Raw genomic sequence first — 12,500 nt, forward strand, 5'->3', positions numbered from 1 at the left:
CACCCCCAGATCGGTTGTGGGTGACGACTGTCGCTTTTGGCTCTTTGCGCTGGGTGGCAAAGGGGGAGGGGGGGGGGGGGGGGGGGGGCCTTCCCCCCCCCCCCCCCCCCCCCCTCCGCCGTCTCGCCGAACGCGATGTTCCACGTGGAACATCGGCGTCAGCTCAAAGGCATCGGCATGGCGCCATCAGCTCAAGGACGTCAGCTCAAGGACGTCAGCTCAAGGACGTCAGCCCACGCGCGTCAGGCAGAGCGCGTAGTCGCCGCCGCGCCCCGAGTGGTCGTACTCGGCGTCGCCGTTGGAGCAGGCGTCTCTGTAGTGCTTGCCGCCGTGCCGCTCCACGACGCGGTACGCGGCCGAGCCCGACGTGCAGTCGACGACCTTCAGGGTCGGGTCGGAGTCGGAGCCGCTCTTGCTGACGCAGTCACCGGCGGACGCCGAATTCGCGTCGTTGCCGCCCATCGCGACTCCCGCGACGATGAGGGCGAGCACCAGCAGCGGCGCCAGCATGACGTACGCGCCGCCGCGCAGGAAGATCGGCTTGCCCGGGTTCATGGGCGGTCCGAAGCCGCCGTTGGGCGCGGGCAGCTTGTTGAACTTGCCGCGCGGCCCGAGGTTGATCAGCACCGTGATCGGCGTGATGACGAACGAGGCGATGCTCCACCAGCCCTGCCACAACGTCTTGGTGGTCATCTCCCGGTGCGTGGCTATCCCGCAGGTGCGGCAGTAGTTCGCCCGTCGCTTCAGGAAGCGCATGATGATCAGGAAGCCCTGGTGGCCGCGGACCGTGGCCTGCACGGCGGGGAAGCCCCCGCAGAAGGTGCACGCCGGGCCGCCGTCCGGCGCCGTCTGCGGCCCGGTCTGCGGGTAGCCGAACGGCTGCTGCCCCTGGCCCTGCGGCGGCCCGTACGGGTTCTGGCCCGGCTGGCCCTGCCCGTACGGATTCTGCCCGTACGGATTCTGGCCGTAGGGGTTCTGGCCGTACGGGTTCTGTCCCTGCTGCGGAGGCGCGGGCGGAGGCGGTGCTGTCTGCTGTGCGTACGGCTGGCCGTAGGGATTGCGGCCAGGAGGTGGCGGAGTAGCCACGGTTTCCCCCATGTGTGGTGTGCGTCCCGGCGCGACGCCGGGGTCAGGAGCGGAGTCGGGTCATCGTGGCGGCCACCCCGGCGTAGAGCAGGGCGAGGACGGTGATCAGCGCTGGGGAACGGCCGTCGGGCGGCAGCATCAGGGCGGAGACCGCCGCGGCGCCTACGAAGGCGACGTTGAAGGCGACATCGTAGAGGGAGAAGACGCGCCCGCGGTAGGAGTCCTGGACGTCGGTCTGCACCACGGTGTCGGTGGCGATCTTCGCGCCCTGCATGGTGAAGCCCAGCACGAAGGCCGCGACCATCATCGGCCCGACGGCGAACGGGAGCGCCAGCGGGAGCAGCAGCACGGCGGACGCGGCGGCGCACACGGTGATCCAGCCGCTGGTGCCGAAGCGGCCGGTGGCCCACGGGGTGAAGACCGCCGCGGTGAAGAATCCGGCCGCGGACAGGCCGACCGCCAGGCCGAGCAGGGCGAGACCGGCGTCGGTGTCCGAGGGGTCGGACCAGGCGTAGCGGCTGAGCATCAGCAAGGTGACGGTCAGGGCGCCGTAGCAGAAGCGCATCGCCGTCACCGCGCCCATCGCCCGTCGCGCCGCGGGCCGTTGGCGCAGATGCCGCCACCCGGCGGCCAGGCCCTGCGCGGTGCCCGCGAGCGCCGTGCGCAGCCGCTGCCGCACCTCGGAGGGATCGGGCCCGAGCCGGTCGCGGCCCAGCGTCAGCGCGGACAGCCCCGCCACCAGATAGACGCCCGCGCCGAGCAGCACGGTCGCCGCGTTGGCCCCGGCGCCCTCGGGCAGGAAAAGGTGCACGACGAAGGCGACGCCGCCGCCCGCGGTCGCCGCGAGCGTCCCGGCCGTCGGGGACAGGGAGTTGGCGATCACCAGCCGCTCGGCGTCCACGACCCGCGGCAGCGCGGCGGACAGCCCCGCGAGCACGAAGCGGTTGACGGCGGTGACCGACAGGGCGGAGAGATAGAACAGCCAGTCCGGCACGTGCAGCAGGATCAGCGCGGCCGTCCCGCAGGACAGCACCGCCCGCAGCAGATTGCAGGAGAGCAGCACCTGCCTGCGCCGCCAGCGGTCGAGCAGCACGCCGGTGAACGGGCCGAGCAGCGAGTACGGCAGCAGCAGTACGGCCATGGCGGAGGCGATGGCGCCGGGCGAGGTCTGTTTCTCGGGCGAGAAGACGACATAGGCGGCCAGCGCGACCTGGAAGACGCCGTCGGAGAATTGGGACAGCAGGCGCACCGCGAGCAGCCGCCGGAAGCCCGACAGCCGCAGCAGCACGCGAAGATCGCGCACAACAGCCATGGTCACAGCCTCACATGACGCGGAAGGCCCCGGGCACGCGACCCGGGGCCTTTCCTTGGTACTGCGGTGGTGCCGTCCTGCGGCGGTGCGGTCCCGCGGTGACGCTGTGGCACCGTGCCGCCGGACGCGGCGTTGTCCGGCTCAGCCGGTCAGCGCTCGACCTCGCCGCGGATGAACTTCTCCACGTTGTCGCGGGCCTCGTCGTCGAAGTACTGCACCGGCGGGGACTTCATGAAGTACGAGGACGCCGAGAGGATCGGGCCGCCGATACCGCGGTCCTTGGCGATCTTCGCCGCGCGCAGCGCGTCGATGATGACACCGGCGGAGTTCGGGGAGTCCCAGACCTCCAGCTTGTACTCCAGGTTCAGCGGGACGTCACCGAAGGCGCGGCCCTCGAGGCGGACGTACGCCCACTTGCGGTCGTCCAGCCACTGCACGTAGTCCGACGGGCCGATGTGGACGTTCTTGGCGCCCAGCTCACGGTCCACGATCTGCGAGGTGACGGCCTGCGTCTTGGAGATCTTCTTGGACTCCAGGCGCTCGCGCTCGAGCATGTTCTTGAAGTCCATGTTGCCGCCCACGTTGAGCTGCATGGTGCGCTCCAGCAGGACACCGCGGTCCTCGAAGAGCTTCGCCATCACGCGGTGCGTGATGGTGGCGCCCACCTGGGACTTGATGTCGTCACCGACGATCGGCACACCGGCCTCGGTGAACTTGTCCGCCCACTCCTTGGTGCCGGCGATGAAGACCGGGAGGGCGTTGACGAAGGCGACCTTCGCGTCGATGGCGCACTGCGCGTAGTACTTGGCCGCGACCTCGGAGCCGACGGGCAGGTAGCAGACGAGGACGTCGACCTGGCGGTCCTTGAGGATCTGGACGATGTCGACCGGGGCCTCGGTGGACTCCTCGATCGTCTCCCGGTAGTACTTGCCGAGACCGTCGTTGGTGTGGCCGCGCTGGACGGTCACACCGCTCTGCGGGACGTCGCAGATCTTGATCGTGTTGTTCTCGCTGGCTCCGATGGCGTCCGCGAGGTCGAGGCCGACCTTCTTCGCGTCGACATCGAAGGCGGCCACGAACTCGACGTCACGTACGTGGTAGTCGCCGAACTGCACGTGCATGAGACCAGGCACCTTGCTGTCCGGGTCGGCGTCCTTGTAGTACTCGACACCCTGCACCAGCGACGCGGCGCAGTTGCCTACGCCAACGATGGCTACGCGAACCGAACCCATACCGGTTGCTCCCTGTGTAATCGTCACGCGGTTCCCCGGTTTTCGGGTCGGCCGCCGTTCTCTTGGTTGTTGTCGTGTGTGTCCTGCTCGGAGTCCGGGCGCGTGGTGCTGCGTCCGGCCCGCTCGGTCTCGATCAGCTCATTGAGCCAGCGGACCTCGCGTTCCACCGATTCCATGCCGTGCCGCTGAAGCTCGAGCGTGTAGTCGTCGAGCCGTTCGCGGGTGCGCACGAGTGAGGCGCGCATCTTCTCCAGCCGTTCCTCGAGGCGGCTGCGCCGCCCCTCGAGGACCCGCATCCTGACGTCCTTCGACGTCTGCCCGAAGAAGGCGAAGCGAGCGGCGAAGTGCTCGTCCTCCCAGGCGTCCGGGCCGGAGTGGGCGAGCAGCTCCTCGAAGTGCTCCTTGCCCGCGGCCGTCAGCCGGTAGACGATCTTCGCCCGGCGACCGGCGAGGGGTGTCGCGGGCGGATCGCTGTCCACCACCGACTCCTCGATCAGCCACCCCTGAGTGACCAGCGTCTTCAGGCAGGGATAAAGACTGCCGTAGCTGAAGGCGCGGAACACCCCGAGCGAGGTGTTGAGCCGCTTGCGCAGCTCGTACCCGTGCATAGGGGACTCGCGCAGCAGACCGAGAACCGCGAATTCGAGGATTCCGGAGCGCTTGCTCAATCCCTCGTCCCCTCGTTCCGGCCGGTCGCCGCTGTCCCGTACTGTGTGCCGACCCGATGCCTCCGCACGATGCATCGGAGCGATGTGTCGGTGCGATGTATCGAGTCGATACATCGGGACGATAGAACGGTTCGACACATCATGCAAGGCGGTCCGCGGTGACCGCCGTCACAGCGGGTGTCACAACATGAAACCTGTGAGGCGTCAACCGTCCGTTATGTGATGAACGCTCGCATCGTGCGTCTTTTGACCGTGCGTACTCTGTTCGCCATGCAGAGCACCGGGAACCCTGGGACGTCGGCGTGCGTCTTGGTCCTGGGTGCAGTGCGGCCTGACACAGCCGCACTCAGGGGGACAGACCGGAATGTCATCGATGCCTGCAGGCGATCCCGCCTGTCGAGGAGTAGCTGTTCATGAGCGAGCACCGTCGCAAGCCGCCGCAGTCGCCCTCCGGCGGCCGTGCTGCCGCCAGGCGCGGGGGACAGCAGCCGACGCCCCCTGCGTCAGGCGGCCGACGCGCGGTCGGCGGCCCCCCCGCCGGTTCCCCTAGCGGTATGCCCAGTGGCGGTACGCCGCCCGGCGGTACCCCGGGCGCCGTACCCGGCCGTCCCCCCGGCCCTCCCGGCGGCGTGCCCAGCGGTTCCCCTTCCGGCACCGGCGGCCCCGGTGTCCCCTACGAAGGACGCGCCGCGGCCCGCCGCGCCGCCCAGGGACGCGGCGGTGGCGGCAACGGCGGCGGTCGCCGCAGAGGCACCGGCGGCCCCGGTGAACCCGGCGGCCCCGCGGGCCGGGGAGGCCGCAGGCCCGCCAAGAAGCGCTTCATCGACTACCCGCGCTTCGGCAAGCAGGGCTGGCGGCACTGGGTGCCCTCCTGGCGCCAGGTCACCGCGCTGTGCATCGGCTTCGTCGGCACCCTGGTCGGCATCGCGGGCATCGCGTACGCCATGGTCGACATCCCCGACGAGAACAAGGCGGCCGTCGCCCAGAACAACGTCTACTACTGGGCCGACGGCACCCGCATGGTCGCCACCGGCGGTGACTTCAACCGGCAGAACATCACGTACGACCAGATCCCCAAGGCCATGCGCTACGCGGTGATCTCGGCCGAGAACAAGACCTTCGAGACCGACTCCGGTGTCGACCCGATGGGCATCACCCGCGCGCTGTTCAACATGGCCAAGGGCGGCGAGACGCAGGGCGGCTCGACCATCACCCAGCAGTACGTGAAGAACTCGATGCTCGACCAGTCGCAGACGGTCAGCCGGAAGTTCAAAGAGCTGTTCATCTCCATAAAGGTCGGCGCGAAGGTCGGCAAGAACGACATCATCACCGGCTACCTGAACACCTCGTACTTCGGCCGCGGCGCCTACGGTCTCCAGGCCGCCGCGCAGACGTACTACGGCGTGGACGCGGTCAAGCTCGACCCCAGCCAGTGCGCCTTCCTGGCGGCGTTGCTCAAGGGCCCGACGTACTACGACCCGATAGGCGCCACCAACATCGACACGTCGGCCACCGCCGAGGCCAACACCAAGCGCTCCACGCAGCGCTGGGCCTGGATCCTTGACCAGGAGGTCAAGTACGGCCACATGACGGCGACCGAGCGCGCCAAGTACACCAAGTACCCGATGCCCCAGGGGCTGAAGGTGCAGGCGGGCATGAGCGGTCAGATCAGCTACCTGGTCGACACGGTGAACAACTACGTCACCACGCACTCCTCGCCGAAGATCACCCAGAAGGACCTTGACCTGGGTGGATACCAGATCTACACGACCTTCGACAAGGCCAAGGTCAACGCCCTGAAGAAGTCCGTCGAGGCGGTCCGCAAGGCGAACATCAAGCCCGGCGGCTCGCACAAGTACCTGGGCGACGACCCCGACTACAAGGGCACGGACGCGGACAGCAATGTGCAGTTCGGCGCCGCCTCCGTGGTGCCGGGCGACGGCAAGATCGTGGCCATCTACGGCGGCGAGGGCTACGAGCACAACGAGTTCAACAACAACGCCAACACCGCCGGTGTGCCGGTCGGCTCGACCTTCAAGCCGTTCGTGCTCTCCGCGGCCATGATGTACGGCACCAACCACAGCGACGGCAAGCCCATCACGCCGGACAGCAAGTACAACGCCAACGACCTGCTGGTGATCAAGGACCACGACGGCAATGTGGTCCTCGACAAGGAGAACAAGCCGTTCCGGCAGAAGAACGAGGACTCGATCAAGCACGGCTACGTCACGCTGACCAAGGCCATGCAGAACTCGATCAACACCCCGTTCGTCCAGCTCGGCGAGGACGTCGGCCTGCCCAAGGTCAAGGCGACGGCGGAGAGCGTGGGCCTGCTCGACGAGAGCATGGCCACCATGGTGCCGTCGTTCTCGATCGGTACGTCCACGCCCAGCGCGATCCGGATGGCCGACGCGTACGCCACCTTCGCCAAATCCGGCGTGCAGGTGGACCCGTACTCGGTCACCAAGGTGATCCACAACGGTGACCAGATCAACGGCTTCTCGCGGCCCAAGCCCAAGCAGGCGCTGCCGGACAACATCGCCAACAACGTCACCAAGGTCCTGCAGAACGTGGTCGAGAACGGCACCGGCACCAAGGCCAAGGCCCTGGGCCGTACCGCGGCGGGCAAGACCGGTACCACCGACAGCCCCGGCGGCACCCGGTCCGCGTGGTTCGTCGGCTACACCCAGCAGCTCTCCACGTCCGTGGTGATGTTCCGCCAGGACACCAAGGCCAAGAAGCTGCTGCCGATGTCCGGCACCGGCGGCAACTCCTCCATCCACGGTGGTGACCTCCCGGCCACCATCTGGACCGACTACATGAAGGCCGCCCTCGGCAACTCCGAGGACCCCGGCTTCCCGGACGCCAGCAAGATCGGCGAACCGCAGAACGAGCCCGGCGCCCCGTCGCCGACGCCGTCCATGACGACGCCGCCGCCGAGCCCGACCGACACCGCGACCACCCCGCCGCCCACCACGACGACGCCGCCGACCACCCCGCCGACGACGCCGCCCACCACGCCGCCGACCACGCCGAGCGGCCCGTGCCTGCCGTGGGACCAGACCTGCAACACGCCGACGCCGAGCGACACCCCGACCACGTCGGGCAGCACCGGAGGACCGGGCGGCGGCGGAGGCAACAGCGGCGGAACATCCACCCGCAAACCCGGCGACGGAGGATGACGGACGGCGGCTGACGGGGGACACCAACCGTCGCTGACAGCAGACAGCGACGGTTGGTGTCCCCGGGGACTCTCGCTCACACAGACCGGTACGGCAGGATGTTCGCCATGACGAGCGTGCGCGACCGCGAAGAGGCCGACCGGCGAGAGCTCCCCGTGCGACCCTCCGACGAGGACCCGGTCGCCGCGGCCGGCAGTGAGTTCCTGGGCGGGCCCACCGGACGGTGGGCCCGCTCCGGCGGTTACCGCTGGTGGAACCCGGTCCGCGTGATGGTGCTCGTCGTCATCGGAATGTTCGCCCTCGGCATGGCGCAGAAAGCGTCCTGCTACTCCGGCGGCTGGTTCCAGGGCGGCTCCCCGCAGTACATCCACGCCTGCTACTCCGACATCCCGCACCTGTACTCGCAGCGCGGCTTCGCCACCGACCTGGTCCCGTACTTCGACCGCATCCCGGACTCGGTCTCCGGCAGCGGCTTCCACTACCTCGAGTACCCGGTGCTCACCGGCCTGTTCATGGAGGTCGCCTCCTGGCTGACCCCGCACGGCGGCGACCTCCAGCACCGCGCGCAGATCTACTGGATCGTGAACTCCGCGATGCTGATGATCTGCGCGGTCGTCCTCGTCACGTGCGTGGCGCGCACCCAGCGGCGGCGCCCCTGGGACGGCCTGCTCATCGCCCTGTCCCCCGCGCTCGCGCTCACCGCGACCATCAACTGGGACCTGTTCGCCGTCGCCCTGACCGCCGTCGGCATGCTGCTGTGGGCCCGCAGCCGACCGCTGGCCGCGGGCATCCTGATCGGCCTGGCCACCGCGGCCAAGCTCTACCCCGTCCTGCTGCTGCTCGCGCTGTTCCTGCTGTGCCTGCGCGCCGGGCGGCTACGGGCCTTCGGCACGGCGCTCGGCGGCGCCGTCCTGTCCTGGCTGGTGGTCAACGGCCCGGTGATCCTGCTCGCCCGGCACGGCTGGTCGGAGTTCTACAGCTTCAGCCGCACCCGCGGCGTCGACTACGGCTCGCTGTGGCTGATCGTCATGCAGCGCACAGGCAACCCGCTGACCGGCGTGAGCGCGTACGTGGCCGCCCTGATGCTGCTGCTGTGCGCCGGGATCGCCGCCCTCGCGCTGTACGCCCCGCGCCGCCCGCGCTTCGCACAGCTCGCCTTCCTGCTGGTGGCCGCGCTGGTGATCAGCAACAAGGTCTACTCGCCGCAGTACGTGCTGTGGCTGCTCCCGCTCGCCGTGCTCGCCCGCCCGCGCTGGCGCGACCTGCTGATCTGGCAGGGCGCCGAGGTGCTGTACTTCATCGGCATCTGGATGCAGCTCGCGTACGTCACCGGCGGCACCAAGCACCACGGTCTGTCCGCCGACGGCTACCACCTCGCCATCGCCGTGCACCTGCTCGGCACGCTCTACCTGTGCGGCATGGTCATCCGCGACATCCTCCTGCCGCAGCACGACGTACTGCGGCAGGACGGCGACGACGACCCCTCGGGCGGAATCCTGGACGGCGCGGAGGACGTGTTCGTGCTCGGCGCCGTCCACCACGAGCCGCGGCACGCGGCGCCCTTCGCCGGACAGCGGGTCGAGTGGGGCACCACGATGCCGACGGACTCCGCGCCCACGACGCCTTCGCCCGCGACGACTTCGCCCGCGGTGGACGAGAAGGACTAGACGGCTGGAGAAGAAGCCGAGGAGGGAGCGACAGGCGTCCTACGACGGGTGGCGGTCCACGACCCGGTCGAACTGGGTCGTGGTGTGCCGCAGGTGCGCCACCAGCTCGTCGCCCACCGCGGGCGGCGCCACGTCACCCGGCAGGAACAGGATCGACACCTGCATGTGCGGCGGCTCCGCGAACCAGCGCTGCTTGCCCGCCCACACGAACGGCGACAGATTGCGGTTGACGGTCGCCAGGCCCGCCCGCGCGACCCCCTTGGCCCGCGGCATCAGACCGTGCAGCGCCTTCGGCGCCTCCAGGCCCACACCGTGCGAGGTGCCGCCCGCCACGACCACCAGATGGCCGTCGGCGGCCGACTTCTCCTGCCGGTAGCCGTACCGGTCGCCCTTGACGATCCGCGTGACGTCGAGCACCGCGCCGCGGTACTCCGTCGCGTCGTGGTCGCCGAGCCACATCAGGGTGCCGATCCGCGCCCGGAACCTGGTCTGCGGGAACTGCTGCCTGAGCTGCGCCAGTTCGGCCGCCTTGAGGTGGCTGACGAACATCGTGTGCAGCGGCAGCCGGGCCGCCCGCAGCCGCTCCATCCAGGCGAAGACCTCCTCGACCGCGTCCGTACCGTCGGTGCGGTCCAGCGGCAGGTGGATCGCGAAACCCTCCAGGCGTACGTCGTCTATCGCCGTGTGCAGCTTGACCAGGTCGTCCTCGGCCACGCCGTGCCGGCGCATGCTGCTCATCACCTCGATGACCACCCGCGCGCCGACCAGACCGCGCACACCCTCCACCGAGGACACCGAGCGGATCGCCCGGTCCGGCAGCGGCACCGGCTCCTCGCCCAGCCGGTACGGGGTCAGCACCAGCAGGTCGCCGCTGAAGTAGTCCTTGATCCGGGCGGCCTCGTACGTCGTGCCGACGGCGAGCATGTCGGCGCGCAGCCGGGTCGCCTCGTCGGCGAGGCGCTCATGGCCGAAGCCGTACCCGTTCCCCTTGCATACCGGCACGATGCCGGGGAACTGGTCCACCACGGACTGGTGGTGTGCACGCCAGCGTGCGGTGTCGACGTACAGGGTGAGGGCCATGGCCTGGTCGGGACCTTTCCTTGAGCGAGCCTTCGGCGGGCCGCGCGCGGGCCTTGTCGTGGCCCATGCGCGGGCCCGGGGTCAGCGACGCGACATGTAGATGTCGAGCGCCTTGTGGAGCAGCTTGTTGAGCGGGAAATCCCACTCGCCCAAGTATTCGGCAGCCTGCCCGCCCGTGCCCACCTTGAACTGAATCAGACCGAACAAATGGTCGTTCTCGTCCAGGGAATCGCTGATTCCGCGCAGATCGTAGACGCTGGCGCCCATCGCGTACGCGTCCCGCAGCATCCGCCACTGCATCGCGTTGGACGGCCGCACCTCACGCTTGTGGTTCGCCGAGGCGCCGTAGGAGTACCAGACGTGCCGGCCGACGGTCAGCATCGTCGCCGCGGCGACCGCCTCGCCCTCGTGCACCGCCAGGTAGAGCCGCATGCGGTTGGGGTCCTCTGCGTTCAGCGAGGTCCACATCCGCTGGAAGTACGACAGCGGGCGCGGCCTGAAGTGGTCGCGCTCGGCCGTCACCTCGTAGAGCTTCTGCCAGGTCGGCAGGTCGTCGTAGCCGGCCTGGACCACCTCGACACCGGCCTTCTCGGCCTTCTTGATGTTGCGCCGCCAGAGCTGGTTGAAGCCCTTGAGGATGTCGTCCAGCGAACGGTTCTCCAGCGGGACCTGGTACACGTACCGCGGCTGTACGTCGCCGAAGCCCGCGCCGCCGTCCTCGCCCTGCTGCCAGCCCATCCGGCGCAGCTTGTCCGCGACCTCGAAGGCGCGCGGTTCGATGAAGTCGGCCTCCACGTCGCGCAGCCGCTTGACGTCCTGGTCGGCGATGCCGGTCTTGATGGTGTTCGCCTCCCACCGGCGGATGATCACCGGCGGGCCCATCTTCACGGTGAAGGCGCCCTGCTGCTTGAGGTGGGCGAGCATCGGCTTCAGCCACTCGTCCAGGTTGGGCGCGTACCAGTTGATGACCGGGCCCTCGGGCAGATACGCCAGGTACCGCTTGACCTTCGGGATCTGCCGGTAGAGCACCAGACCGGCGCCGACGATCTGGCCGGTCCTGTCGTCGATCCAGCCGAGATTCTCCGACCGCCACTCCGACTTCACATCAGCCCATGCCGGGACCTGGCAGTGGCTTGCCGAGGGCAGGCTCTGGATGTACGCCAGATGCTGCTCGCGGCTGATGGTCCTCAGGGTCAGGCTCATGCGGGGCGCTCCCCAAACTCACGACGAACTCACGACTGCGGGCTGGAATGCTCACTACTTGCTTGTGGTGGGTTTCCGGTGCTGTTTTCTGGCCCGAAGCCTACTGCGCGGGGGAAGCGCCCTCGCTACTGCTCGCCGGTGCTGTCGGCGACTGCCGGCCGCCGCTACCAGAGCCCGCCGAACAGCCCGCCGTGCGCGACACCGATGTAGAAGCCGACCGCCGCCATGCCGAGGCCGATGACGAGAGCGAACCGCTCCGCCGTGGTCGCCGAGATGAACTGGCCGTAGCCGCCGGTGAGGATGCCGACCAGACCGGTCCAGGAACTGAGCAGATGCAGGCTGTTAAAGGCCGAGGAGATGATCGCGATCGCGCCGAGGACGACGGTCACCGCGACCAGCGTGTTCTCCAGCGGGTGCGGCCGGCCGTCGGTGTTGAAGGTGAGGTGGTGGGTCCGTTCCGCGTGCTGTGCCATGGGGCACCTCCGTGACGGAGTAGATGTGTCCAGATTGGGGGCAAAAGGGGGCGGATTTCAACCCGGGGGACCTGTGCGGGTAGTCTGTACGGTCTGCACCGGTGTCTGTGCGTGGGCCGGGCCTCGCCCGACTCGGCGGAACGGTCCTCGGACCGATCCGCCGCTCGACTGTCTGTCACTCGACTGTCAGTGCCCCGCGCTACCGTTGCGACGCAGATACAAACCCTCCTGCCACGGAAACGCCGTGGCCGCCTGAGTCCAAAGGAGGTGGGTTCCCCTATGCGTCACTACGAGCTCATGCTCATTCTCGACCCCGATCTTGAGGAGCGCGCTGTCTCCCCGCTGATCGAGTCCTTCCTCGCCGTCGTCCGCAATGGTGGCGGCAGCGTGGAGAAGGTCGACACCTGGGGCCGTCGTCGCCTCTCCTACGAGATCAACAAGAAGCCCGAGGGCATCTACTCGGTCGTCGACCTCAAGGCCACGCCTGAGGTCGTCAAGGAGCTCGACCGTCAGCTCAACCTGAACGAGTCGGTTCTGCGGACCAAGGTCCTCCGCCCCGAACTGCACTGAGCTCTCCGCTCAGCGCACCGGGGCAGT

Annotated in this window: 10 protein-coding genes; 3 read left to right on the forward strand and 7 right to left on the reverse strand. The window is 68.9% G+C overall.

Going from position 1 to position 12,500, the window contains the following annotated elements; translation table 11 throughout:
- Positions 1 to 228 precede the first annotated feature (228 nt).
- From ACZ37P_RS22080 to ACZ37P_RS22095, 4 genes are all read right to left on the reverse strand, one after another.
- Entirely contained in the window at positions 229 to 1,086 is an 858-nt protein-coding gene (locus ACZ37P_RS22080) for an LppU/SCO3897 family protein (RefSeq protein ID WP_355336656.1), read from the reverse strand.
- Positions 1,087 to 1,129: 43 nt separating this feature from the next.
- Entirely contained in the window at positions 1,130 to 2,398 is a 1,269-nt protein-coding gene (locus tag ACZ37P_RS22085) for an MFS transporter (protein ID WP_467348215.1), read from the reverse strand.
- 149 nt (positions 2,399 to 2,547) lie between these two features.
- Entirely contained in the window at positions 2,548 to 3,630 is a 1,083-nt protein-coding gene (locus ACZ37P_RS22090) for an inositol-3-phosphate synthase (RefSeq protein ID WP_355336654.1), read from the reverse strand.
- A gap of 23 nt (positions 3,631 to 3,653) precedes the next feature.
- On the reverse strand, positions 3,654 to 4,298 hold the full coding sequence (locus tag ACZ37P_RS22095) for a PadR family transcriptional regulator (RefSeq protein ID WP_355336653.1): 645 nt from the start codon (positions 4,296 to 4,298) through the stop codon (positions 3,654 to 3,656).
- A gap of 413 nt (positions 4,299 to 4,711) precedes the next feature.
- Between ACZ37P_RS22095 and ACZ37P_RS22100 the strand changes: the two genes are divergently transcribed.
- Both ACZ37P_RS22100 and ACZ37P_RS22105 read left to right on the forward strand, forming a co-directional pair.
- A complete protein-coding gene (locus ACZ37P_RS22100; protein WP_467348218.1) occupies positions 4,712 to 7,480 on the forward strand; it encodes a transglycosylase domain-containing protein in 2,769 nt (922 codons plus the stop codon).
- A gap of 107 nt (positions 7,481 to 7,587) precedes the next feature.
- The gene (locus tag ACZ37P_RS22105) at positions 7,588 to 9,147 is read left to right on the forward strand and encodes a glycosyltransferase family 87 protein (protein ID WP_401851316.1); all 1,560 of its coding nucleotides are present in this window, start codon (positions 7,588 to 7,590) and stop codon (positions 9,145 to 9,147) included.
- A 39-nt stretch (positions 9,148 to 9,186) separates the two neighbouring features.
- Here the strand turns inward: ACZ37P_RS22105 and ACZ37P_RS22110 are convergent, their stop codons facing one another.
- From ACZ37P_RS22110 to ACZ37P_RS22120, 3 genes are all read right to left on the reverse strand, one after another.
- Entirely contained in the window at positions 9,187 to 10,227 is a 1,041-nt protein-coding gene (locus ACZ37P_RS22110; RefSeq protein ID WP_401851313.1) for an alanine racemase, read from the reverse strand.
- An 81-nt stretch (positions 10,228 to 10,308) separates the two neighbouring features.
- Complete coding sequence (locus tag ACZ37P_RS22115) at positions 10,309 to 11,430, reverse strand: lipid II:glycine glycyltransferase FemX (RefSeq protein ID WP_355336650.1); 1,122 nt, start codon at positions 11,428 to 11,430, stop codon at positions 10,309 to 10,311.
- A gap of 164 nt (positions 11,431 to 11,594) precedes the next feature.
- Positions 11,595 to 11,903, reverse strand: coding sequence for a hypothetical protein (locus ACZ37P_RS22120; protein ID WP_355336649.1), 309 nt, complete (start codon positions 11,901 to 11,903; stop codon positions 11,595 to 11,597).
- Between the two features lie 279 nt (positions 11,904 to 12,182).
- On the opposite strand from ACZ37P_RS22120, the gene rpsF reads away from it, so the two are divergent.
- Complete coding sequence (gene rpsF / locus ACZ37P_RS22125) at positions 12,183 to 12,473, forward strand: 30S ribosomal protein S6 (protein ID WP_093711983.1); 291 nt, start codon at positions 12,183 to 12,185, stop codon at positions 12,471 to 12,473.
- The last annotated feature ends 27 nt before the right edge of the window (positions 12,474 to 12,500 follow it).

The sequence above is a fragment of the Streptomyces sp. NPDC024632 genome, assembly GCF_055559175.1.